The 23,331-nt window shown below is 70.3% G+C and carries 16 protein-coding genes; 5 read left to right on the forward strand and 11 right to left on the reverse strand.

What is annotated here, in order from left to right; genetic code table 11:
- Positions 1-24: 24 nt before the first annotated feature.
- Positions 25-1,623 carry an alkaline phosphatase family protein gene (locus D7X12_RS03085; protein ID WP_158619941.1) on the reverse strand — a complete coding sequence of 533 codons (1,599 nt, stop codon included), beginning with the start codon at positions 1,621-1,623 and terminating at the stop codon, positions 25-27.
- 168 nt (positions 1,624-1,791) lie between these two features.
- Here D7X12_RS03085 and D7X12_RS03090 point away from each other — a divergent pair, with 168 nt between their 5' ends.
- Entirely contained in the window at positions 1,792-3,009 is a 1,218-nt protein-coding gene (locus D7X12_RS03090) for a S8 family serine peptidase (protein WP_120623769.1), read from the forward strand.
- Between the two features lie 24 nt (positions 3,010-3,033).
- Here D7X12_RS03090 and D7X12_RS03095 read toward each other — a convergent pair whose 3' ends face one another.
- Together D7X12_RS03095 and D7X12_RS03100 are read right to left on the reverse strand one after the other, a co-directional pair.
- On the reverse strand, positions 3,034-5,550 hold the full coding sequence (locus D7X12_RS03095; RefSeq protein WP_244224322.1) for a Kelch repeat-containing protein: 2,517 nt from the start codon (positions 5,548-5,550) through the stop codon (positions 3,034-3,036).
- A complete protein-coding gene (locus D7X12_RS03100; protein ID WP_147443502.1) occupies positions 5,547-6,419 on the reverse strand; it encodes a hypothetical protein in 873 nt (290 codons plus the stop codon). The genes D7X12_RS03095 and D7X12_RS03100 overlap by 4 nt, the downstream gene beginning before the upstream one ends.
- Positions 6,420-6,687: 268 nt before the next feature.
- On the opposite strand from D7X12_RS03100, the gene D7X12_RS03105 reads away from it, so the two are divergent.
- Positions 6,688-7,866, forward strand: a complete 1,179-nt coding sequence (locus D7X12_RS03105; protein ID WP_147443503.1) for a toxin-antitoxin system YwqK family antitoxin — start codon at positions 6,688-6,690, stop codon at positions 7,864-7,866.
- Between the two features lie 22 nt (positions 7,867-7,888).
- Here the strand turns inward: D7X12_RS03105 and D7X12_RS03110 are convergent, their stop codons facing one another.
- Positions 7,889-11,734 carry a DUF7379 domain-containing protein gene (locus D7X12_RS03110; RefSeq protein WP_120623772.1) on the reverse strand — a complete coding sequence of 1,282 codons (3,846 nt, stop codon included), beginning with the start codon at positions 11,732-11,734 and terminating at the stop codon, positions 7,889-7,891.
- A gap of 180 nt (positions 11,735-11,914) precedes the next feature.
- Here D7X12_RS03110 and D7X12_RS03115 point away from each other — a divergent pair, with 180 nt between their 5' ends.
- Positions 11,915-12,508 (forward strand): TetR/AcrR family transcriptional regulator, encoded by a 594-nt coding sequence (locus D7X12_RS03115; RefSeq protein WP_120623773.1) that lies wholly within the window; start codon positions 11,915-11,917, stop codon positions 12,506-12,508.
- On the opposite strand, the gene D7X12_RS03120 is transcribed toward D7X12_RS03115, so the two are convergent.
- From D7X12_RS03120 to D7X12_RS03135, 3 genes are all read right to left on the reverse strand, one after another.
- Complete coding sequence (locus D7X12_RS03120; protein WP_167508972.1) at positions 12,505-15,789, reverse strand: Dauer Up-regulated; 3,285 nt, start codon at positions 15,787-15,789, stop codon at positions 12,505-12,507. The two genes, D7X12_RS03115 and D7X12_RS03120, sit on opposite strands and share 4 nt — an antisense overlap.
- A gap of 251 nt (positions 15,790-16,040) precedes the next feature.
- Positions 16,041-16,364 carry a hypothetical protein gene (locus D7X12_RS03130; RefSeq protein WP_147443506.1) on the reverse strand — a complete coding sequence of 108 codons (324 nt, stop codon included), beginning with the start codon at positions 16,362-16,364 and terminating at the stop codon, positions 16,041-16,043.
- 104 nt (positions 16,365-16,468) lie between these two features.
- A complete protein-coding gene (locus D7X12_RS03135; RefSeq protein ID WP_120623793.1) occupies positions 16,469-18,289 on the reverse strand; it encodes an aminopeptidase P family protein in 1,821 nt (606 codons plus the stop codon).
- A 272-nt stretch (positions 18,290-18,561) separates the two neighbouring features.
- Here D7X12_RS03135 and D7X12_RS03140 point away from each other — a divergent pair, with 272 nt between their 5' ends.
- Positions 18,562-19,812, forward strand: a complete 1,251-nt coding sequence (locus D7X12_RS03140) for a glycosyltransferase family 4 protein (protein WP_120623777.1) — start codon at positions 18,562-18,564, stop codon at positions 19,810-19,812.
- Between the two features lie 19 nt (positions 19,813-19,831).
- On the opposite strand, the gene D7X12_RS03145 is transcribed toward D7X12_RS03140, so the two are convergent.
- The 3 genes from D7X12_RS03145 to D7X12_RS03155 form a co-directional block, all read right to left on the reverse strand.
- Positions 19,832-20,497 (reverse strand): TetR/AcrR family transcriptional regulator, encoded by a 666-nt coding sequence (locus tag D7X12_RS03145; RefSeq protein ID WP_120623778.1) that lies wholly within the window; start codon positions 20,495-20,497, stop codon positions 19,832-19,834.
- Entirely contained in the window at positions 20,497-21,588 is a 1,092-nt protein-coding gene (locus tag D7X12_RS03150; RefSeq protein WP_120623779.1) for a saccharopine dehydrogenase family protein, read from the reverse strand. Before D7X12_RS03150 ends, D7X12_RS03145 begins: the two co-directional genes overlap by 1 nt.
- Before the next feature lie 89 nt (positions 21,589-21,677).
- Positions 21,678-22,457 (reverse strand): class I SAM-dependent methyltransferase, encoded by a 780-nt coding sequence (locus D7X12_RS03155; protein ID WP_120623780.1) that lies wholly within the window; start codon positions 22,455-22,457, stop codon positions 21,678-21,680.
- A gap of 148 nt (positions 22,458-22,605) precedes the next feature.
- On the opposite strand from D7X12_RS03155, the gene D7X12_RS42775 reads away from it, so the two are divergent.
- Positions 22,606-22,776, forward strand: coding sequence for a hypothetical protein (locus tag D7X12_RS42775; RefSeq protein ID WP_158619942.1), 171 nt, complete (start codon positions 22,606-22,608; stop codon positions 22,774-22,776).
- Positions 22,777-22,904: 128 nt separating this feature from the next.
- Here D7X12_RS42775 and D7X12_RS03160 read toward each other — a convergent pair whose 3' ends face one another.
- A complete protein-coding gene (locus tag D7X12_RS03160) occupies positions 22,905-23,297 on the reverse strand; it encodes a RidA family protein (RefSeq protein ID WP_120623781.1) in 393 nt (130 codons plus the stop codon).
- Positions 23,298-23,331: the final 34 nt, after the last annotated feature.

A 23,331-nucleotide genomic window follows, 5' to 3' on the forward strand; every position in this document is an offset into this window, starting at 1 on the left:
GGAGGCACGCCCCCTGTGCGCCTTTCAGCGTGCGGGGGGCGTCGCTTCCGGGAGCGGCGTCCCGGAGGCCTCGGGCAGGGGCACCTGGAGCCAGGCCGCCAGGGTGGGCGCGACGTCCGCGGGTGACACGGGCCGGGCATGACGCGCGGGCTTGAGGCCCGGGCCCGCCACCATCAGCGGCACGTGCTGATCATAGTCGTAGGGCGCGCCATGCCACCCGGCGCAGTCCGCGTCGGGCGCCAGCAGCACGCCGGACACGGGCAGGACGGTGAGGTCGCCGGCCCGGGGAGCGAAGTACGAGGCGCGCACCGCCGCCGTCAGGCCCTGGCCATCCTGGGACTGGGCCTCCGTGTCGGTGAGCACCTGCGCGACGCCTGGCAGCGCGGCGATGGCCTTCGCCCCCACCGCGAGCGCGTCCTCGCGCCGCACGCCTCGCGCCGCGAAGGCCTCGGGGCGCAGGTAGAGGTAGGGCGTGGTGAAGGCCTGGAGCCAGGTCTCCGCGCCGTACGCCGCATCGAGCGCCGCCTCCAACGTCTGCGTCACCCGCGCGCCATCCAGCCGCCCTCCCGGCTGCGGCGCACTGCCCATCCCATGGTCGGCGGTGAGCGCCACGAGCACGCGCTCCCTTCCCACCTCCCGGTCCAGCGCGGAGAGGAAGCCCGCGAGCGCGCGGTCCACGCGCAGCAACGTGTCCAGCGCCTCGTGGCTGTCCGGTCCATAGGCGTGGTTCACCGCGTCCACCGTGGAGAGGCCCACCGCGAGCAGGTCCACCGCGCCGGGCCGCGTCCCCAGGTGCTCCGCGCGCACGGCGGACAGGCTGAAGTCCAGGAGCTGATCCACGCCCGAGGGCGTGTAGAGGAAGCCATCGCCCGGAGGGATGGGATGCGGGAAGACGCGCCCGAAGCCCGGCGGCGGCAGTTCGTGCGCGTCGTCGTCCGGGCCCAGCTGCGCGTAGAGCGAGGGATCCGCGCTGAGTTCCCAGGACGTGCCGTTGAGCTGGGGGCGCCCCGCGTTCCAGGTGGCCACGAACCGCGGCAGGGCCTGGGCGTAGTGACGGCTCGTCGTGAAGCCGTCCTTCCCCCACCAGTACGCGCTGCCCCGGTGGCCCGCCAGCATCACGGCCGCGCGGTCCTTGAGCGCCACCGCCAGCACCCGCGACGACGGGCGCGCGGCGAGCAGCGCATCCCCCAACGTCGGCAGGCCCAACCGCTTCGGGGAGATGCCGGCGCCGCCGGATCCATCGAGCGCAGGGCTCTCTGCGTCGAGCACGCAGCTCACCTTCGCGCCGGCCTCCCGGTCGTACCAGGTGTTGGCGACGATGCCGTGGCGCTCCGGCAGCGTGCCCGTGGCCACGGTCGCGTGCCCCACGCACGTCTGCGTCGTCGCGTACGGGTAGCGGGCGTTGTCGAACACCGCCCCGTCTTCCAGCAGGCGCCGGAAGCCGCCCGGCCCGAAGTGCTCGCGCCAGCGCTCCACGTCCGCGTAGCGCAGCCCGTCCACCACCACGAGCACGACGAGTGACGGTCGCGCCGGGGTGCTCGCGGGCACGCCCACGGCCCGGGTGCACGCCAGTCCCCAACCCAGGACCGCCAGGGTCCCCCACCGCGCGCAGCGTCGAATCATGGGCGTCATGGGGCCGGAGACTGGCCGCGCCGGCCCTCCAGGTCCAATCGACAGGCTGGGGGCAGGCCCTCGAAGAATTCGATGTGTTTCAGGGGGAGGAAACTTTGGCTGGCGCGCTGCGACAATGTGGGAGTCGAACGCCGCTCCGCCCCCCCACGGAGGATCATCATGGAAATCAACCGCAAGTCGCCCCCGTCCGTTGGCCCCACTGCCCGCACGGGCGAGTCCTCCTCCGCGAAGGCGCCGAAGGCCAAGGCCCTGACGGTGCGTGACGGCTTCGACACCCAGGGTGCGCGCCCCAGCAACTTCGTGGACCGTCCCACGGGCCGCCCCACGCCTCCGGGCGCCAGCGTGCCGGCGTCGGCGTTCACCTACGGATCCTCCAACGTCGCGGTGAAGCCGGGCGCGACGAACAAGGTGGACCCGTCGAAGGAGAAGCCGAAGCTCACGGGCGAGCCGATCATCGCGGTCATCGACGGCGGCGTGGACTTCAAGCACACCGACCTGGACGACGCGATGTGGACGAACCCGGGTGAGGTGGCGGGCGACGGCATCGACAACGACGCCAATGGCATCAAGGACGACGTCCACGGCTTCAACGTGGGCGACGGCGGCGGCGACCCGTTCAAGGGCGACGGCACGGACCACGGCACGCACGTGGCGGGCATCATCGCGGCCGAGGACAACGGCAAGGGCAACACCGGCATCGCGGCCGGCAAGGCCAAGGTGCTGAGCGTGGGCGGCCTGTACGACGGCGCCGACCTGCTCACCAACTTCGAGCGCTCGGTGGACTACCTGGTGAAGATGAAGACCGAGCACGGCGTGAACATCCGCGCCGCGAACGCGAGCTTCGGCAACTCCTACCGGGACGCCGCGTCGCAGGAGCGCTGGACGGCCGCGGTGCAGAAGCTGGCGGACGCGGACATCCTGCTCGTCGCCGCGACGGCCAACGGCAATGGCAGCAACATGAACAACGTGCCGGACATGCCGGCGAACATCGACCTGCCCAACGTCATCACCGTGGCGTCGATGGACCGCAACAACGACAAGCTGGCGCGCTTCTCGTCGCACGGCGACAAGGTCGTGGACCTGGCCGCGGTGGGCGAGGACGTGCTCAGCACCGTGCCGGGCAACCAGTGGGAGGAGATGAGCGGCACCTCCATGGCGACGCCGACGGTGGCCGCCACCGCCGCGCGCATGTTCGCGGAGAACCCGGACCTCACGGCCGTGCAGGTGCGCGACCTCCTCATCAAGACCGTGGAGCAGGACACGGACCTGAAGGGCAAGGTCATCACCGGCGGCAAGCTGGACATCAACGCCGCCATCGACGCCGCCAAGGCCACCGTGGAGCCGAAGCCGCAGACGCCGGCCGTCGCCACGCGCTGAAGGGTGGAGCCTCGCACTCTCGACTCAGGGGACGTACAGCTCCGAGAGTGTGAGGAACCCGCTGTTGCCAGCCCCCCCCGTCACCAAGACCTTGCCCGTGGGCAGCAGTGTCGCCGTGTGGGACTCACGATTCAGGGACAAGGCGCCCGTCACGGCCCAGGTGCGCCTTTCCGGCGTGTAGAGCTCCGCCGTGGCGAGGCGCCCCCTGCTCCCATAGCCGCCCGTCACCAGCACCTTGCCCGAGGGCAGCAGCGTGGTCGTATGGAGGTATCGGTCCGAGGCCAGGCTGCCGGCGGAGGCCCAGGCATTGGTTCCCGGGTCGTAGACCTCCGCGGTGGCAAGGAAGGTGCTGCCATAGCCTCCCGTCACCAGCACCTTGCCGGAAGGCAGCAGTGTGGCCGTATGCACGCTACGGCCCGTGGCCATGCCAGCCACGGAGTTCCAGGTGCCCGTTCCCGGGTCGTAGACCTCCGCGATGGCGAGGGGCACCGAGCCATCAGAGCCCCCCGTCACCAGCACCTTGCCTGACGGCAGCAGTGTGGCCGTATGCGCGCTGCGGCCCGTGGCCATGCTGCCAGTGGACGTCCAGAGGCCCGTCACCGGGTCATGGACCTCCGCCGTGGCGAGCGGGCCCTGCCCGCCTGTCACCAACACCTTGCCCGAGGGCAGCAACGTCGCCGTGTGCTGTCTGCGGCCCGTGGCCATGCTGCCCGTGGAAGCCCAGGTGCCCGTCACCGGTTCGTACACCTCCGTGGTGGCCAGGGAGGCCACGGTGGCGTTCCGCCCTCCCGTCACCAACACCTTGCCGGAAGGCAGCAGCGTGGCCGTATGCGCGCTACGGCCCGCGACCATGCTCCCGGTGGAAAGCCAGACGCCCGTTCCCGGGTCATGGACCTCCGTGGTGGCCAGGTAGGTGTTGGTGCCGCTCCGCCCTCCCGTCACCAACACCTTGCCGGAGGGCAGCAACGTCGCGGTGTGCTCGGTGCGGTCGGAGGTCATGCTTCCCGTAGGGGCCCAGGTCCCCGTTCCCGGGTCGTAGACCTCCGCCGTGAGGGTGGCTCCGCCGTCACCCATGCCCCCCGTCACCAGCACCCTGCCCGTGGGCAACAACGTGGCGGAGAGGGAGCCGCGGCCCGTGACCATGCTGGCGGTGGAGGCCCAGGTGTTCGTCGCCGGGTCATACACCTCGGCGGTGGAGAGGAACCCACCGCCGCCCTGCCCGCCTGTCACCAGGACCCTTCCCGAAGCCAACAGGGTCGCCGTGTGCTGGCTGCGGCCCGTGGGCATGCTGGCGATGGAGGACCAGAGGCCCGTCGCCGGCTCATACACCTCCGACAAGGCGAGGGACAGACTGCTGCCATTGCCCCCCGTCACCAGCACCCTGCCCGTGGGCAGCAAGGTGGCGGCATGGTGGCCACGGCTTGAGCCCATGCTGCCGGTGGCGGACCAGGTGCCTGTCGCCGGATCGTAGAGCCCCGCCGTGGCGCGGGGCTCGCTTTCGTCGCCATAGCCGCCCGTCACCAGCACCTTGCCCGTGGGCAACAGCGTCGCCGTGTGGCTGTAGCGGCCGGGAGACAGGCTGCCCGTGGTGGCCCAGGTGCCCGTTGCCGGATCGAACACCTCCGCCGTGGCGGCGGGCACACCGCCGACAATCCCGCCCATCACCAGCACCTTGCCCGAGGGCAGCAACGTGGCCGTGTGGTTTTCGCGACCCGAAGCCATGCTGCCGGCGGACGTCCAGAGGCCCGTCCCCGGGTCGTACACCTCCGCCGTGGCGAGGAGCCCACTGTCGCCAGCGCCGCCCGTCACCAGCACCTTGCCCGAGGGCAGCAGCGTCGCCGTGTGCTGATATCGGCCCTTGGCCATGCTGCCGGTGGACGTCCAGAGGCCCGTCGCCGGATCATAGAGCTCCGCCATGGCGGGGATTTCCCCTCCGTTGGGGCCCCCCGTCACCAGCACCTTGCCCGTGAGCAGCAGCGTCGCCTCGGGCACCCGACGACGTTTGGCCATGCTGCCGGTGGGGGACCACGTGGGGCAGTCTGGAATCCCGACCGCGGAGAACCGGGCAGTGGCCGACAGGTCCCGGTCATTGGCCGCGGTGACCGTGAAGGACGCGGTGACCTTCGGATTCAAGCATGCGGGGGCGGTCCAGGAGCGTTGGCTCGTGGTGGCGCTCTGCTGCGCGGGGCCCAGCGTGCCAGTGCTCGCGGTCCAGGAGAACTGGAGTCCGCCGTCCTGCGGATCCTCCGCGGTGGCCCGGAAGCTCAGGGCACCTCCCGCATCCACATGGGATGAAGCCGGGGGTGTCTCGATGAAGAAGGGCGGAAGGAACGGGCCCGCGTCCGCGGTGCCCGCATCCGGAGTGCCCGCATCGAAATCATCACCCGCGTCCCCGCCGTCTCCCGCATCGACGGCCTGCGCGTCACAGATGTCCGGGTTGCGCAGGCAGAACTCGCTTCGCTCGTGCGTGAAGTCGGTGCAGCCTGGGAGCACCGCCAGCAGGCAGCCCACCCACAACGCGCGCCCCAGGGCCGCGTTCACGGCCACCTCCCGAACACCAGGGCAGACGTTCCATCCGTGCCCAGGCTCCAACCCACCTTCGCTGGCGCGGAGGGCGCCCCCAGCAGGTACATGCCCGCGGACACACCCAGCCCCACCACGCCCGCCCCCGCGAGCACCAGGCCCACGGTCTGGGAGGTCCGTCCTCGCGACACGCTTCGGTCCAGGTCCTGGACGGTCTCGATGCTTTCATCGTCGTTCCGGAGCCGGGACCGCTCATGCCGGGACTGCAGATAGGAAACACCACCGCCCACCAGCAACGCTCCACCCACGGCCGCGGGAATCCAGGCGCGCTCCCGCAGGCCCCTGCGTCCGGACACCTCCGCGCTGGCAGGGGAAGGCTCGGCCTGGGCGACAGGCATTGACTGGGACGCGACCACGGCCGGCGTCTCCTCCACGGGCCGTGCCTGCGCACCGGGCTCCAGCCCCGGGGGTGCTCCAGGGTCCACGCCCCTCGCTGCCTGATTCGCCAGCTTGCGCCGCACCTGTCGTCGCACGTCCTCGAACCTGCGCTCCACCTTGGGCGACACCTTCACCGGCAGCTTCGCCTCCGGCTGGAGCAGGAGGGCCGCCTTGAAGGCCGTGGTGGACGCCTCGTTCTTGCCCAGGTCCGCCAGGAGGACGCCCTCGTAGAGCGACAAGAGCACGTCGTCCGCTTCACCCGTCGAATGGGCCCGGGCGCGGGAAAGTTGCTCCAGCGCGCGCTCATATTCGAGGTTGTCGTAGAGCTGGCGCGCGGAGCGCACGTACATCTGGACCATCCCCTGCTGCGCCTCTGCCCGCACCCCTCGGGGGATGAGCACGGTGCCGCCCAGCAACACCGCCACGAGCGAAAGCACCGCCCATCGCATCTGGCGCTCAATGAATGACACGTGCTCACACATGAAGGATCTCCGGCAGTCGCGAGCGTCGACTCTACAAGCAATGAGGCTCCTCGGAACCGGACGCATGTCTATCGGCCGCGAGCAGCGCACCACACTGGAAGCCAACGGCGGCGTCGCGCGGCCTCGCACCGGAGTGATGCAGTCCGTCTGAAGCACCTTCCGGATTCCCGCCGCGCACGTAGCGGGTCAGGCCCGGAAGCCGGCTATCCTCGGGGGCTCCATGCGTACGCCCTCCATGATGCGTCTCCTCCTGCTGTCCCTGTCCCTGCTGCCCGCCGCGTCCCAGGCCGTGGAGCGCTGTCAGTTCAAGGGCAAGCCCATCAACCTGGACAACGGTAACTCCACCGCGAAGCTCACCGGCACCGTGCGCTGCGTGGACGAGGACACGCAGAAGGAGACGCACACGGTCTCGTTCCGCGACGGCAAGCGTGACGGCTGGGAGATCCGCCGCTGGTCCGACGGCCGGTCCGTGGAGCAGGAGTACCGCGCCGGCCAGCGGCACGGCGGCTTCAAGCGCTTCGAGGAGGGCCGGCTGGTGGAGAGCACGCAGTACGCCGACGACAACACCCGGGGCGAATCGCTGCGCTACCACCCCAATGGCAAGGTCTCCCGGCGCACGGACGAACAGCCGGAGGACGCGAAGAGCACCTACGCGAACTACGACGAGAGCGGGCGGCTGACCGAGGCCGGGTGCGGCCTCCGGTCCTCGCGCGAGGCGGGCCTCAAGGACTGCGTCTGGAAGGGCCCCTCGCCGCTCGTGTTCTTCCACCCGACGGGCCAGAAGCGCGCCGTCATCCCCCTGAAGAACGGCCTGCGTGAAGGCCTGACGGAGGCGTTCGACGCCCAGGGCGAGCGCACCGTCTCCACCGCGTTCGTCGCCGGAGTCCGCGACGGCGTCACCACGGAGTACCGCGCGGGGAAGGTCCGCCGCACCACGACCTACGCGCAGGGCAAGGCGGAGGGTGACGAGACGGAGTTCTTCGACGACGGCTCGAAGAAGCAGGTCATCACCCGCAGGGGCCGCGAGGAACTCCACCGCGTGGAGTACTTCCAGAACGGGGAGCGCAAGCGGGACTTCGCCGTGAAGGACGGCCGCGCGGTGGAATCCACCTTCAACGACGACGGCTCGCTGAGCGAGCGGCGGCACCTGCGCCAGGGCCATGGCTACGGCGGCTGGGTGCCCGACGGCCTGACCGAGTCCTTCCTCCCCGACGGAGGCCCCGAACAGCGCCAGCACTTCGTCGAGGGCGACGCCGACGGCCAGCGCCAGGTGTGGGCCGACAACGGCGTCCTCGTGGAGGACTCGCAGTGGAAGAAGGGCCGCGTCACCGCGCGCAAGCGCTGGAACCCGGATGGCGGCCTCACGGAGGACGCCGAGTTCCACGAGGACGGCTCCCGCAAGAAGAAGCCCTGAGCCCGCCCGAGCCAGCCCCTGCCTAAGGGCGCACGCCCCCGCGCTTCGTGGCCGTCTTCTTGGCGGCCCCCGCCTTCCCCTTCCTCACGGCTTCGGTTTCCCGGCGGAGGTTCGCCTCGGGGTGGCCGTACACGGCGTAGGCGAGCCACGTCGCATCCCCGGCCTTCCGCGCCGCTTCGCGGCCCAGGCCAGCCGCCCGGGCAAGCGGCTCCCCCTGGAGCAGGGCTTCATAGAAGGCCGTCATGAAGGTGCGCGCCAGCCCATCGCCGACTGACCAGAGGGGACCCACGAAGGCGCCGGCGCCCGCGCGAATGAAGGCTTCCGCGAACCCACCCATGCTCGTCAATTGCCAGTTCGCCCGCCCGACCTGACAGGCATTGAGGACGATGAGGGGCTGGTGCCCGTCGGGCCCAATGAGCCGCGCATATTGTTGAACCAGCATGGCATCCAGATAGAGCGGAACGTACTGGCCCTGCTCGACACGGCCCTGCAACATGAGCTGGGTGCGCGGCGCTTCCGTTCCCCTCGACTGGGCCTCCGCCACGCCATGCCCCGCGAAGTGGAACAGGTCCACGGTCCCCGCTGAGGACAGGAGCTTGCGAAGGGTACTCACCTCCGCCTCGACGGGACGCGCGCCCAGCCGCTTCTCCAGGAAGGGGACCTCTCGCTGCGCCTCGGGCAATTCGTACTGCCCGGCCGGATAGACCGGCACGACATGATGAGCGCGGCCCTCGCGCACGAGCAACTCTCTCGCGGCGGGGCCACGGTCGTGGAGCCAGCGCACCAATCCCTTCTGCGCGAGGAAGTGCACCTCCGGCGGCAGGGGACCTGGCCCGCCTGTTCCCTCAGTGGGCGGCTTCAAATGGACGATCTCCCACGGGATGAACGGCTCCTCGGACACCACCTGGATGGCCCCCAGGGTGTCCCGCACGCGCCAGAGTGCCTGCTGGAGCGGGGCGGGCACCAGTTCGTCGAAGAGGACCCCGCCATACGCTCGGAGCGACTCTTCGAAGGCCTCGACATCGTCCTTGTGGCTGATCCAGGCATCCTCGATGGCCGTGTAGATGCCCGCCACGTACGCACCCCGGTCGCCCTTGAAGGGTTTGGAGTCGCCCGTGACGAACCCGCCGTCTCCCAGGTCGAGCGCGAAATGATAGCCCGACACATCCCCACTGCTCGTCTCGAAGATCTGGAGCACGGGGAAGCGACCTCCTCTGGAAGGCAGCACCTCCGCGACCTTCGCGATGGAGCCCTGCCCGGTTGTTGAGGTGGCAGAGATGATTGGCTGCAACACGAGCCTTGCGAGCGCCTCCGCGCCCTGGCGGATGAGGATCCACAGCTCGCCCATCCCCTCGTGCGTCCCCTGGAGATCGAAGACAAGGTCGAAGCGACGACGCTTCGCCGGGTCGAGGGTGACGCGTACTTCTCCTTCGAGGGTGAGATTCGTCTTGGCCACGAGCTGCACGGTCAGCTTCTGGTCCAGCGCGACCTCCGCCGCGGCCTCAGCCGTCAGCGCCTCGACCGCGCTTTCAATCGCATCTCGCGACACGGTGACGAAGACATGCGCTGTGTGCCCCACCTGCACCGCCTTGGGCATGGAGGCAGAGACGAAGAAGGCAGCCACAGCCGGGGCCGGCGTGGGCCACTCCGGAGGGGGACTCGCCATCAAATTTTCAGTCAATACTTGATAAGTGAGAGGCAACTCCGCGGTAGCAAGAGGGAGGCGCACGTTACCGGGCAGCCCGCCCGGGGATTCAGGCAGCGCGCCACGCACGACCCGGCGCTCCATGTTCCCCAGTTGCAGACTGGATGGCAGTGCACTCGCGGGCTCGACCACGGCCCAGGGAGTGCCCTCGTCGAAGAGGATGACGCGGCGCTGCGTCACCGGTGCATCCACCGGCGCTGGGGGCGGAATGGGTCCTCCGGTGTCCAACCGTCCCGAAGCAGACTCTTCATGCAGGGCCATCGTCGTCGTGCCCAGTGCCTCGTGGAGGGGGAGTCCCGCCAACTTCGCTCTGACAGTCGCCGCTTGCGGCCTGTCCAACGACAAGAGTTCGTCGGAACGGAAGGCATGGTGATAGGTGGTAGGCCCTTTGTGCCGCTCAACGACGACATAGTCCGGCTGCTGGCGGTGGATGTCCTTCAACAGCTCCCCGTATTTCACGCCCCCATCCGTGAACAGCACGGAGGGATCCGCGCCCGCAGTCATGGGCTCTGGCGGCGCGAGGTGTCTCACCGCTCCCGTCACGAAGTCCGGCGACCCCAGTTCAAACCAGCGGGCCAGCGCGCCTACCACCTCCGGGCGCGTGAAATAGATCGTGTGGTAGACGTGCGGATTGCGTGGAATGTCGAGCCGATCCTTCACGAAATCACCCACGGACGCATCAATCCCATACATCGCCTTCGTATGGACGACGAGGTCATTGGGCTCCTGGAACAGGCTGTCCGCCAGGGTATCCAGCATCCACTGCTTCAATCGCTCCGGAAGCTCTGGGGCGCCGGCCCCTCCAAGCACGACCTCGAAGTCGGAGGACACGACGAAGCAGAGCGATTCCGATGCCTTGGGCTGACCCGGCTGCTCCGTGTTGAGCTGTTGGATGAAGAGACCGTCCGGATCCATTGCATTCAGCCCGGGGACCCGCCGCTCCTGGGTGGCCGCGACCACCAGGTACTTCACGAGCGACCCGAGCGTGCTGATGGACTCGCTCAGGACAAGTCCCGCGACCGGCGCCCCCAGGAATGACACCGCGCGTCCCGCCGCCACCGCGAGATTCGTGGAGAGGTCCACGAACTTCTCCCAGTTCGCGGGCGACGCGAGCCGGGTGCCCCCGTTCGTCCCGCCAACGAACACCGCTCGGCGCACCCGAGCCCCCAACCGGGACGCTGGCAGCAGGTACTCCATCAAGCTGCGGAGGACCAGCGCCCCCCGGCTGAAGGCCACCGCGTCAATGCGGGGTGCAACGTCGAAGCCGCCACACTCCAGCCGCGCCAGTAGATCCACGGCGTTCTCATAGGGATCCTCGGCCAGGGTGGAGTGGTCGTAGCCGATGACCAGGTCATACGAGCGGAGCGCTGCGGCAAGGAAGGCGCGCCCGCCCTCCGAGGCCCCCAGCGCACCAAAACTTCCCTTCGTGGTGCTGAACGTGCCGTGGACCCAGAGCAGGATGCGCGTGGGCCGTCCCCTGGGTAGCCTCACGTCCCCCAGGTCCGCGACGAAACGCCAGCGGCTCGGGTCAGCCCCCTCCATGAGCACCAGGCCCCGGCGCGTGTCGCGCTCCAGGAACGTCACCGCCTGCTGAACGGCGAAACGCGCCACGAACTTGAGGACGAATGCACGCACCCTGCCGCCGATGAACTCGGTGAGGGGCCCGCGGGTCTTCCGCACCTCCGCGACGCCACCTCCCGCGGTGTCCGTCGACAGGTCGAACACCCATCGGCGCCGCGCGGGCTCCAGGAGGGGACTGCTTCGGCGGGTGGAGACCACTGGGGCCTCGGAGGCCTCAGGCCAGCGCCACGCATAGACGCCCCCCGATTCGAGGAGGACCACGGCGCGGTCTTCTTCCGGCAGTTCCAGCGACACCCGGACACTGCCGGGCTCCCCACGGACCCGGACGGCTCGGGCCGGCAGGGAGACGTCAAAGGCATCCACCTGGACGAAGTCCTGTCCCTGCATGCTCGCCGCCACAGGATCGGCCCCCGCCACCGTCCCACCACCGTCCAGGGGGATGGGGCCCCTGGGCAGGTCAGGTCTTCCGCGACGGGCAGAGGACTTCGGCGTTGTGAAGACATCCGCGGAAGGAATATCGGAGACGCTCGCGTCGCCAGGCACCTCGATCTGGATGCCGGATTGCCGCTGGATGATCGCCATGGAACTCCCCCCGCGGGACTTGGATGGACAGAGGCACCCAGGCGCCTGCTTCCTCCGCACACCGCTCCAGGCAAGACTATGCTTCCCGCGCAGAAGCCGTCCATCCAACCCGGGAGCCCGTCAGGTCGCCCTGGGTCACCTTGACGGATGAGGGTCGGAACATTACGACCATCATCCATCATGACCCAGAAGACGGAGCAGAAGCAGAAGTCGCACGACGCCATCCTCGCGTCCGCCGCCGGGTTGCTCCTGGAGCGGGGCATCCAGGCCAGCTCCATCATGGATGTGATGAAGGGCGCCGGGCTCACGGTGGGCGGCTTCTACGGCCACTTCGAATCAAAAGAGCACCTCTTCACGGAGACGCTCCGGGGCACCGCGCGCTCCGCGTGGAACAAGCTGCTGGGCAAGGCGAAGGAGGACGCGCCCCAGGCACCCGCGCTGAAGGTGCTGGAGCGCTACCTGTCGCGCAAGCACCGCGACGCCGTCACGCTCGCGTGCCCCCTGCCCAGCATCACCGCGGACGTCTCCCGCGCGGGGGAGCCCTACCGGAGCGCGCTGGAGGCGGAGCTGGAGGGGTTCGTCCAGTCGTTCGCGGAGCTGCTCGGCCCGGGCGCTCGCAACCGCGAGAAGGCGCTCGCGGCCATCGCGCTCATGTATGGCGCCCTGTCGCTGTCACGGGCCGTGCGCGGCACGAAGCTGGGTGACGAGCTCCTGGACGCGGCGAGGAGGCGGGGCGCGGACCTCCTCGCGGCGAAGGACGCAGCGGGCGCCTAGCCGATGAGCGGGATGTCGATGTCCGGGATGAGGTCGTCGAGGAAGTCCTTCACCGAGTTGAAGGCGTCGCCCGCGAGCTCGCCCACCTCTCCGGGGAGGTTCGCCAGGCCCTCGAGCGCGTCCTTCGCCGTCTCCACGCCCTTGCGCGCCAGGTCGTCCAGGTGGCCCACCGCGGCCTCCGCGAGCTGTCCGCCCGCGCTGGCCAGGTCCTTGAGCGCGTCCACGCCCGCGTCGTTGAGGTCCGCGAGCGCGACGAGGACCGCCTTGCCGCCCTCGGTGAGGTTGTCCTTCCAGGCCTTGGCGACCTCCTTGAAGGCCTCCACGCCGTCCTTGAGCAGGTCCGTGGCCAGGTCCTTCGCCCAGGCCGCGCCGCCCTCGACGAAGTCCTTCACGGCGGTGGCCGCCGCCTTGGCCGCCGCGCCGCCCTTCTTCGCCAGGTCCGACAGCGTCTTGCCGGTCCACTCGAGCACCTTCTCCGCGGCCTCGCCCGGGTTCGCCGCCACGTAGCGCAGCGTCTCCACGGCCTTCTCGCCCGCGTTGGCCAGCCCGCGCACGACGCTCTCCGCCACCTCGGCGCCCTTCGCGCCGAGCGCCTGCACGGAGTCCCACGCCTTCTTCGCCAGCTCACCGCCCTTGGCCATGACGTCGGTGAGGGCCTCCTTCGCCTTGGTGGCCGCCTCGCCCGGGTTCGCGGCCGTCCACGCGAGCAGCTCCAGGCCCTTCTCGCCCAGCGCCTTCGCCTTGTTGACGGTGTTGGAGACGAGGTTCTTCGCGCCGTCGAGGAGCTCCTTCGCCTTCTCCTTCGCGGCGCCCGTCAGGTTCTCCCAGCCCGCCTGCAAGTCATTGAGCGTGGAGACGGCCGACTTGTAGAGCGCCTTGCCGGCGTCGGTGGCCAGGTCCACGCCCGCGTTGACGACGCTCTTGATGCCATCGAGCGCCACCTTCGCGGCCTCGCCCGGGTTCTGGGCGATGAACTTCAGCGTCTCCAGGCCCTTCTCGCCCAGCTTCTTCGCCTCGTCGACGACGTTGCCCAGGACCTTCTTGGCCTCCTTGGCAATCTCCCCACCCTTGGCGAGCGCGTCGTTGAACGTCTCCGCCGCCTGCTTCGCGATGGCCTCGCCATACTTGGAGGGATTGCGCACCACGTCCGCCATCTTGTGGATGAAGGCCGCGGTCGTCTTCAGGCCCTCGCCCGCCGCCTCCGCCGTCGACACGCCCGCGAACTCGGCGAGCTTCACGGCGCCCTTGGCGGCGGTCTCCACGCCCCACTTCGCCAGGTCCGCGGCGCCCTCCGGGCCGTAGTACGCGGCCAGCTGCACCAGCCCCGCCGGGCCCTGCACCGCGGCGCCGGCCAGGTTGATGGCCTTCATCCAGCCCGGGGCCTCGTAACCCTCCGGATCCGCCTCGAACTTCGCCTTCTCCTGGCTGAAGCCGATGTCCAACGCCAGCTCGGCCGCGCCCAGGAGCACGCTGGCGCCCACGTCCGCGGCGACGCCCACGCCCGTGAGGTCCAACGCGATGCCCAGGCCCGCGTCCGCGACGTTCAGGGTCGCGATGGTGTGCGCGAAGTAGCCCAGGTCCTTGTTCTTGCCGTGCAGCTCCGCGGCTTCCTTCTCGTACTTCACCGCGTCGATGGCGTTGGGCAGCGCGCCCGCCACCGGGACGACCTTCGCCAGGTTCTTGAAGACCTTGCTGGACACGTCGGCGGTGATCTCCAGGCCAACCTTGCCCAGCACCTTCTCCATCACCTTGAGGCCCTGGCCCACGAGCTTGCTGCCCGCCTTGTCCAGGAGCGGCCCCAGGCCCTTCATCGTCCTGTTGAGTTCGTCCGCGCCCACGCCGTCGGTGAACTTCAGGAGCGCCTTGAGCGCGCCGGAGTCCATCTCCGTCACGGCCTTGGCCAGCACCTTGCCCGCGTCGTCATCCAGCTTGCCCGCGAGCTTCGTGAGCTGCTCGGCCGTCTTCGGGTCGGAGAGCGCCTCGTTGAGGACCTTGTGCTCCAGGCCGCCCAGGGTGCTCACCAGCCGCTTGCCCGCGGCGGCGTCCAGCGTGTCCAGCTGGCCCACCAGCGTGTCCAGCGCCTTCGGGTCGGTGACGCCCTTGAGGACGGACTCCAGCGACGTGGCGCCGCCCAGCTTCGTGGCGGTGGCGTCCAGCTTCTGCAATTGCTGCGGCGTCAGCTTCGACGCGAGCGACGGATCCAACCCCTTCACCTTCACGTCCGCCAGCCGTCCACCCTGCTGGGCGACGTCCGTGGCGTTGGTGACGCCCGCGCCCTTCAGCAGGTCGGCGAAGCCGGTGAGGTTCTTCTTGAGGTCGGGCACCTCCGCGAGCAATTGCGCGGCGGCGAGCGCCTTGTCCTGCGGCTTCGCGTTCGGATCCAACAGGGTGATGGCGGCGCCCGCGGCGCGCAGCGGACCGTCCAGCTTGCGCAAGTCATTGGCCAGGTCCGGGAACTTGTCCCCGGCGAAGCCCTTGAGCGCCGAGCCCAGCTCCAGCGTGGCCTTCGCCTTGTCCGTGGCGGAGGCGTTGGGGTCCGTCCACTTGCCGATGGCGCCAATGAGCTTCTCCGCCGACGGCAGGCCCTTGAGCGTCGTGTCCAGCACGCCCTTGAGGTCCTCCGGCTTGAAGATGTCGCCCACGGACTTCGCCAGGGTGAGGCTGGCCTGGGCCTTCTCGAGCACGCCCTTCTTCGGGTCGCTCAGCGTGCCCAGCGACGTCAGCGCGTCGGAGTTCGTCGCCAGCTGCGCGAGCTTGCTGTCCTGGACGCCCAGGCGCTCCAGCGCGTTGGGGACCGTCTCCGGGAACTGCGAGGCCAGCTCGCCCAGCGCCGTGGCCTTCTCGGAGAAGCTGCCGGTGCCCAGCTTGTTGAGCGAGTCGTAGGCCTTCTGCAGGTCCTCCTTCTTCCGGTCCTTCAGCTCCGGGAAGAGCTTGGGCAGGTCCTCCGGCTTGTCCGGCAGCGCGTCAGCGTGGGGCGCGGGAGCCTTCACATCCTGCGCGGGCTTCGCGGCGACGGGCGCGGCGAACGGCGGCGTGGACTCCCCCGTCAGCCGGTTCTGGGCGCGGGGGTTGGTGCCCGCGGAGAACTCGTCGCGCTTGAAGAGCTGGACCTGGGGCTTCTTCGCCTGCTCCTGGGCGGCCTTCGCGGCGGCGGCACGGGCAGCGGCCTCGGCGGCGGCCTTCGCGGCGGCGGCACGGGCAGCGGCCTCGGCGGCAGCGCGGGCGGCGGCGGCAGCAGCAGCGGCGGCAGCGGACGCGCCACCCTCAATGGGGCTGGACATGGGAGCTCTCCTGGCTTTCAGGAGCCGGGAACGGCTCCAGGGGTTCTCTACATTTCGTGGCAAATGTTGCTAGCGGGGGAACACCCACAAGCCCGTCCCCCCCGACAGCTGCATTACGAAATGGCCCCTCCGCGGGTTACATCCCCCGGTGACGTCCAGGATGACGCGGCAAGACATTGCGGGCGAAATGGAAGCGGCCGCGCGCGCCGCAACGTCTGGCCGGATGCGTCACGGCTCCAGGGCGGCCTGGGTCAGAGCTTGACCTGACAGGCCTTCACGTCGGAGCCGCTGACGCCATTGCAGGCGTAGTTCTCGCGGCAGTCGTCCTGCTCTTCACAGACGGGCGAGCACAGCAGCGACCCCAACTGGGTGGCGCAGACGGTGTCCTCCGGGCACCCGCCCTGCACGCCTTCCTGGGTACACGTCTGGGCGCAGAAGCCGCCGGGGAACTCCTGACGGCACACCTGCTCGTCGGGGCAGGAGTCTTCGTCGCAGGAGTCGCCCGCGGTAGCGCCGCCACAGGCCATCAGGGGAAGGACCACGAGAGAAGCCAGGAGCATCCAGGTCGAGCGCATGTGCATCCACGTCAGGAACATGCAGGGCCGGCCCCCCGCGCGCCCAGCATGTCCAGGCGGGAGGGGGCCGTCCAGCGCTTCTGCCCGGGCGCGTCCGGCGTCCGTCAGAGGGCTTCGGTCCGTTGCAGCAACCAGTCACGCGCGGGACCGTCGACATGGGGCAGCAGCCGCTCGCGCACCGTGGCGTGATAGGCATTGAGCCAGTCCGTCTCCGCCCTGGACAGCAGGCCGCGCTCCACGAGCCGCGTGTCGATGGGGCACAGGCTCAGCGTCTCGAAGCGGAGGAACTCGCCAAAGGCAGTCGTCTCCGCGGGGACGACGGCGAGGATGTTCTCGATGCGGATGCCCCAGTGGCCCGGGCGGTAGAGGCCGGGCTCGTTGGAGGTGACCATGCCCGGCTCCAGCGCCGTGTGCGGCTCGTTGGGCATCGTCGGCGAGATGCCGTGCGGCCCCTCGTGCACGTTGAGGAAGTAGCCCACGCCGTGGCCCGTGCCGTGGCCGTAGTCCAGCCCCTCCGCCCACAGCGGCGCTCGCGCCAGCGCGTCCAGGGCCGGCGAGCGCGTGCCCCGGGGGAACCGGGCGCTGGCCAGGTTCATGTTGCCTCGCAGCACGAGCGTGAAGTCGCGCCGCTGCTCCGCCGTGGGCTCTCCCACGGGGACGACGCGGGTGATGTCCGTGGTGCCCATCGTGTACTGCCCACCGGAGTCGATGAGCAGCAGGCCCCGCGCGGGCGTGCCCGGCATGCACACCGTCGCGTGCGAGTCCTTCGTCGCGCGGTAGTGCGGCATCGCGCCGTTGCCGTTGAACGCGGCGATGGTGCTGAAGCTCAGCGACACGAAGCCCGGACGACGGGCCCTCGCCGCGGACAGCCGCTCGTCGACGGTCAGCTCGGTGATGGGCTCGCGGCCGAGCGCGGACTCGAACCAGGCGAAGAAGTCACACAGCGCCGCGCCGTCCTGCTCCATCGCCTCGCGGATGTGCGCCAGCTCCCCGGGCGTCTTGCGGGACTTGGCCACGGTGGACGGGTTGAGCGCTTCCACCACCGTCACCCCCTGCGCCACGGCCTGCCGCAGGCCGTGCGTGACGCTCCGGGGATCCACGAGCAGCTTCGCTCCGTCCGGCAACGCACCCAACACCGGGGCCGCCTGCGCATAGGGCGCCAGCGTGATGCCGTCCTGCTCCAGTGCCGCGCGCAGGGCGTCCGGCACCTTGCCCTCGGTGATGAACAGGCGGGCGCCTTCCGGTGCTACCAGCAGGTGTGCGAGGAACACCGGGATGTAGTCCACGTCGGCGCCGCGCAGGTTCGTCAGCCACGCGATGTCGTCCAGTGTGGAGATGAGGTGGTGCGTCGCCCCCAGCCGGTTCATCTCCGCGCGCAGCGCCTGGAGCTTCTCCGCGCGCGGGCCCGGTGACAGCGCATGGGCATACACCGGCGCACCCGGCATCCCCGGACGGTCGGGCCAGGCCTCCGCCACCAGGTCCAGGTCCGTGCGCAGCTTCACGCCCTTCGCCTTGAACAGCGAGGACACCGCCCGCCCCTGCCCCAGGGACAGCACCATGCCGTCCACCGCCACCGTCTGCCCCGCCGTCACGTTGGCCCCGAGCCAGTCCAGGTGCGACTGCCCGGGCGCGCTCGTCATGCGCACCGTGACGATGCCGCTGCCCGCCAGCTGGGTGTCCGCTTGATCCCAGTAGCGACTGTCCACCCACAGGCCGGCGAAGTCCTCCGTCACCACCAGCGTCCCCAGGGAGCCGGTGAACCCTGACAGCCACTCGCGCCCCTTCCAACGGCGCGGCGGGTATTGGGACAGGTGGGGGTCGTTCGACGGCACCCACACCGCCGCCACGTCGTGGGCCCGCATCACCTGCCGCAGCCGCGCGATGCGCTCTCGCGTCTGGGCGCCCTGGCTCTCTTGAAGGCTCATGGCTTCCTCCGTCGTACCGCCTCCCACCGTCATGCCGGAATCAGGGGCGCTTTTCGAGGGCTCCCGAACCCGGGAGCCCGTACGCGCGGTGCCCGGGCGGACGACGCGACGCGGCGCGGTCGCCGCCGGGAGGTTGGATTGTGTTGGCCACTGAAGAGAAGGCGCCTTGTGCCCCTGGGCGGTCCCCTTCGGGGTGCTTACCAAGCCAGTGGCCTCGGTGAGGAGCACGAGGCCACTTCCACCTGTCTCCTGAACCGGGCCTGACCTCCACCGTGCGACGCGTCCTTGCCATCCTTCCCTACGTCCCGTTTCCCTCGGATACGGGCGGCACCCTGCGCACGCTGGAGCTGGTGCGCGCGCTCGCCTCCCGCTTCTCCATCGACGTGCTCGCGCTGCACCGCCCGGGCAACGACGCGGCGGGGTTCACGCGGTGGCTGGGTGAGCTGGGCGTCCCCGCCTCCCGCCTCCACCTGGTGGACATGCCGCGCATCGCGCCCGGGGAGACGCTGAGCAGCACCCGGGCGCTCCTGCGGGGCACGCCACTCACCTACATCCGCTACACGCGCCAGTGCCTGCAGGCGGCCTTCCGCCGGGTGATGAGGGAGCAGGGCCCCTTCGACATCATCCACTTCGATCACCTGCACATGGCGCAGCTGCTGCCGCTGGCCCGGGAGCTGAACCCGTCCGCGCACCTGGTCATCGACGAGCACAACGTGGAGAGCCAGCTGCTCGCGCGCATGGCGCCCCTGAGCGCGCTGCCCCTGCGCCCCTTCCTGAACTGGCAGTTCCGCCGCGTGGAGGAGCTGGAGCGCGCGTGCGTGAGCCAGGCGGACTCCGTGCTCGCGTGCTCGGAGGTGGACGCCGCGCAGCTGCGCGAGCTGGGCGCGAAGCAGGTGCACGTGGTGCCCAACGGCGTGAAGCTGCCGGACTTCATCCCGCAGGAGAAGGCGGGCAACGACCTGGTCTTCGTGGGCTCCATGGACTGGTGGCCCAACGAGGACGCGGTGCTGAGGCTTGCCCGCGAGGTGTGGCCGCTGGTGTCGTCGGAGCTGGCGCCCGGCCGGCTCATGGTGGTGGGCCGCAATCCGTCCGCCTCCGTGCGCGCGCTGGAGAGCGAGGACGGCCGGCTGACGGTGACGGGCGCGGTCCCCTCCGTGGCGCCGCACCTGGCGCGCGCGCTGGCGACGGCCATCCCCCTGCGCGCGGGCAGCGGGACGCGCCTCAAGGTGCTGGAAGCCGCCGCGGCGGGCGTGCCCGTGGTGGCCACGCGCCTCGCGGTGGAGGGGCTCCCCGTGGTGGAGGGACAGAACGTGCTCCTCGCGGAGTCCCCCCAGGAGTTCGCGAACGCGCTGCGCCGGCTGCGCAATGATCCGGAACTCTGCCGGAAGCTCGCGCACAACGCGCGCCGCATGGCGGAGTCCTTCGCGTGGGAAGGCATTGGCGCGGGCCTGGGCGACCTCTACCTGAACGCTTCGGTGAAGGGCGGCGGCGGGAAGAAGTCGTCGGGCACGGACGTCGTGTAGCCGTCCCGTCTCGGCAGGATCAGGTGGCCGCCGGGGGAAGCAGCACCTGCTCCAGCAGCACGCGCAGCTCCTGCTCCAGTCCCGGCACCGAGGCGGCGCGCAGATTCCCGCCCCCCCGGAAGAGGGACAGTCCTTCGAGGAAGGCGACCAGCAGCGCCGCGCGCCGCTCCCGACGCGCCGGGGTGAGTTCGGGGGAGAGCTCCCGCAGCAGCTCCGCGACGCCCGCCCGATAGCCGGCGTAGAAGACCGCGAGCGCGTCCGCCACCATGGCGTCCCGCGCGGCCAGCGCCCACAGCTCCGCGAAGAGCTGACAGGCCTGGGGCGAGTCCTGATCCTCCAGGATGGCGTCCAGGGCCTTGCGGAGCCGCTGCACGGGCTCACGTCCTCCGCCCTCCACCCGCTCGCGGACCCGCTTCAGGGCCTGCTCCAGGTAGCGCGCCAGCAGCGCGCGCACCACGTCCTGCTTCGTGGGGAAGTAGTACTGGAGGTTGCCCAGGCTCACGCCCGCGCGCTGGGCCACGCCCCGCAGGCTGAGGCCCGCGTAGCCGTCCTGGACCAGCACATCCATGGCCGCGTCGAGGATGCTCCCCACGCGCTCGGTGCCCTTCGCGTGCACCGCGGTCCCCTCGCGCGGGCTCGCCGAGGGGAGTGTCGCCGGAGCCTTCCTGCTCGCGCGTCGGGGCATCACGCCGCCTCGCTCGCGGGTCGCTCTTGCATCCGGACCTCGACGCCGCAGGCGTGCAGCGTGGCCAGCGTCTCCTCGGGCCGGGGCTCGTGCTCCGGGAACCACACACCGGCGGGCGGCGGCGGCGCGCCATCCAGCCCCAGGAGCCGCTCGGCGCCCAGCAGCGCTCCGACGGCGGTGAGGTGGGCCTGTCCCCGGGGATCCACCACCTCGATGCGGACCTGGCCCCGCGCGCCCTCCACGTCCGCCACCCACGCGGCCTCGCCCCCCGTGTTGCTGCCGGTGAGCAGCGTCCGGCGCAGCGACGTCCAGCGGGGGTGTTGGAGCAGCCGGAGGATGCCCAGCCGCTGGAGCACCACGAGCGTCCACGTCGCGGAGCCCGAGTCGAAGCCCAGCCGCGTCGTCACCGTGCGCGCGCCCAGCACGCGAGGCAGCGTCGCCTGCTCGGGCGTGTCGAGCCGGAAGACCCGGGTGTCCCGGCCGTCGGGGAACGTCACCCGCCGACCGTCCGTCAGCGGCAGCACCTGACGCGCCTGCCCCTCCTCCGTCACCTCGAAGGACAGGCCCAGCCGGTCCATGTACTCCAGCGAGTCCGGACCGGCCGTGTCCGCCAGCGCGAAGCGGATGGACACATCCACGCGCGCCAGGGGCCCCACCCGCTGCGCGGCCATGGCGACGAGCCGCGGCACGAGCCCCGCCATCCACGCGGAGCCCAGCAGCACCGGCGCGCGCGGCGTCGTGCCGGAGAGGCGCAGCACCGTGGCCATCATCCGGGACGTCCACCGGGTGATGTCCAGCACGGGCACCCCGTCACGCGTCGCCGCCAGCAGCAGGCCATCGTCCGGATCATTGACCAGGGCCAGCACCGCCCGGGGCCTGCCCCCCAGCGCCGCCAACGGTTCGCGCGAGGTGACATCCAGCGCGACCCCTTCCGCCCCACCCAGACGCGCGGCCAGCTCCCGGGCCGGCGCCTCCCTGCGCCCGGCGATGAGCAGCGGCAGGTCCGGATGACGCGCCCGCAGCAGCTCCGCGAGCTGGACGCCCACCACGCCATAGCCCCCCACCAGCACGACACGGCCCTCGGCACCCATGACGACTCCCACGCACGGGCACGGCCCTTTCCGCGCCCCATGGGGGGATGATATAGGTCACTTGACCTAATTCGTCACGACATTCGACTTCACGCGATGGAACGCAGGGGTTCGTCCCTGAGGGGGAGGAGGATGAGGTCCTCGTCCTGCTCCAGGTGGTATTCCCCGTCCGCGCCGCGGCAGCGCTCGGCGTGTACGCGAATCTTCGCATCCAGTTCGCGCGCCTCTGCTTCGGTCAGGGCCGCGAGCTGCGCCGCCGTGAAGCAGCCCTCGAACACGAAGAAGCGGCAGAGCGTGTACATCTCCTCGAAGGTCTTCGCGTGGAACCCGCTCATCGTGGGAATCACTTCGTGCGGCAGCCCCTTCTCTTGGATGGTCGCCACCACCTGTTCGCTGAAGAGCAGGTGCTCCACGAAGTCGCGACACAGCTCGTAGGTCGGTCCCCGGGCGGCCGCCATGGCAATCAGGCAGGAGCCCCCGGGGCGGACGAGCGACAGCAGCCTGTCGATGAACCCTCCCCAGTCGGAGAAGGGCACGTGGTACAGGACGTGCGAGCACACGACGAGTTCGTACCTGTCGGGTGAGTCGTAGCGCTCCAGCGGCTGGAGGTGGACCTTCGCCTTCTCCAGCGCGAGCCCGGTGATCTGCTCGGGATTGGGTTCCAGCAGGGTGAGCGAGCCGAAGTGTTTCGCGAGCCGCTCGGCCACCCTGCCCGACCCCGCGCCCACATCCAGCAGCGAAGGGTGCGCCGGCAGTCGGGGGAGGAGCTTCGTTTCGACGAGCTGTCCGATGTTCTCGGGGTGCCGGGCGGTGGCCGCGAGCAGGCGGAACGCCGTGGCGTACTCATGTGGCGACATCGTGATTCCCATGCGTCGCGCTCCTGGGGTGATGATTGCTCCGGACTATCGCATTCCCGGACCGTGCGTGAACGCCAGACGAATTCCCAGTCCCTGCTGTCAGTCAGGGGGAGCTGGTAGTCTTGTCTCGCTGTATCGACCCATTCTCAGGAGTGCGTGAATGTCCAAGAAGACCCTTCGCATCGTTGCCCTTCTCTCCGCGTTCGCGGGTGTTGGCATCGCGGGCCTCACCCTGGTGCCGGGCACGGCCCAGGCCGCGGAGCTGCCGTCGGGCTGCTATCGGCATCCCATCACCGGCGCGCTGATCTGCCCCTACCCGCCGCCGTTCTAGGGCACCTTCGCTTCAACGCCGGAGTTCCGCGCTGGACGGTGGGCGCGGAGCCCCGGCGCGTCGCGCTCAGGAGGTGACGCCGCCGGGGTCGTTCAGCAGTCCGGAGTTCGGGGCGGCTTGAACCACCTTCAAGGCACGTAGGCGATACAATCAATCTCCACGCGCAGCCCGTCGTCAGGCAATCCGGCCACCTGCACGGTGGTGCGCGCGGGCCGGTGGCCGCCGAAGACGCGCTCGTAGACAGCGTTCATCCGGGCGAACTCCTTCATGTCCATGAGGAAGACGCCGCAGCGCAGGACGTGCTGGAGGCTGGAGCCGCCGGCCACGAGGATGCGCTCCAGGTTGCGCAGCACCTGCTCCGTCTGCGCTTCAATGCCCTCCGCCTGGAGGCCGGTGGCGGGGTCCCTGGCGGCCTGTCCGGAGATGAAGAGCAACTGGCCCAGCTGCATGCCGGGGGAGTACGGGCCCGCGGGCTTGGGCAGCGCGGGCGAGACGATGGGCTGGTGCTTCGCTGACGACATGGGCTTCTCCTTGAGGATCCGGTCCGGAGGAGGT

It is taken from the genome of Corallococcus sicarius, assembly GCF_003611735.1.
Classification (GTDB): domain Bacteria; phylum Myxococcota; class Myxococcia; order Myxococcales; family Myxococcaceae; genus Corallococcus; species Corallococcus sicarius.

What these genes read in the sequence shown, in the direction of transcription:
- D7X12_RS03085 (WP_158619941.1), bottom strand. Translation starts at nt 1,623, where the DNA reads ATGATTCGACGCTGCGCGCGGTGGGGGACCCTGGCGGTCCTGGGTTGG.
- D7X12_RS03090 (WP_120623769.1), top strand. Translation starts at nt 1,792, where the DNA reads ATGGAAATCAACCGCAAGTCGCCCCCGTCCGTTGGCCCCACTGCCCGC.
- D7X12_RS03100 (WP_147443502.1), bottom strand. Translation starts at nt 6,419, where the DNA reads ATGCGATGGGCGGTGCTTTCGCTCGTGGCGGTGTTGCTGGGCGGCACC.
- D7X12_RS03105 (WP_147443503.1), top strand. Translation starts at nt 6,688, where the DNA reads ATGATGCGTCTCCTCCTGCTGTCCCTGTCCCTGCTGCCCGCCGCGTCC.
- D7X12_RS03110 (WP_120623772.1), bottom strand. Translation starts at nt 11,734, where the DNA reads ATGGCGATCATCCAGCGGCAATCCGGCATCCAGATCGAGGTGCCTGGC.
- D7X12_RS03115 (WP_120623773.1), top strand. Translation starts at nt 11,915, where the DNA reads ATGACCCAGAAGACGGAGCAGAAGCAGAAGTCGCACGACGCCATCCTC.
- D7X12_RS03120 (WP_167508972.1), bottom strand. Translation starts at nt 15,789, where the DNA reads ATGTCCAGCCCCATTGAGGGTGGCGCGTCCGCTGCCGCCGCTGCTGCT.
- D7X12_RS03130 (WP_147443506.1), bottom strand. Translation starts at nt 16,364, where the DNA reads ATGCGCTCGACCTGGATGCTCCTGGCTTCTCTCGTGGTCCTTCCCCTG.
- D7X12_RS03135 (WP_120623793.1), bottom strand. Translation starts at nt 18,289, where the DNA reads ATGAGCCTTCAAGAGAGCCAGGGCGCCCAGACGCGAGAGCGCATCGCG.
- D7X12_RS03145 (WP_120623778.1), bottom strand. Translation starts at nt 20,497, where the DNA reads ATGCCCCGACGCGCGAGCAGGAAGGCTCCGGCGACACTCCCCTCGGCG.
- D7X12_RS03150 (WP_120623779.1), bottom strand. Translation starts at nt 21,588, where the DNA reads ATGGGTGCCGAGGGCCGTGTCGTGCTGGTGGGGGGCTATGGCGTGGTG.
- D7X12_RS03155 (WP_120623780.1), bottom strand. Translation starts at nt 22,457, where the DNA reads ATGGGAATCACGATGTCGCCACATGAGTACGCCACGGCGTTCCGCCTG.
- D7X12_RS42775 (WP_158619942.1), top strand. Translation starts at nt 22,606, where the DNA reads ATGTCCAAGAAGACCCTTCGCATCGTTGCCCTTCTCTCCGCGTTCGCG.
- D7X12_RS03160 (WP_120623781.1), bottom strand. Translation starts at nt 23,297, where the DNA reads ATGTCGTCAGCGAAGCACCAGCCCATCGTCTCGCCCGCGCTGCCCAAG.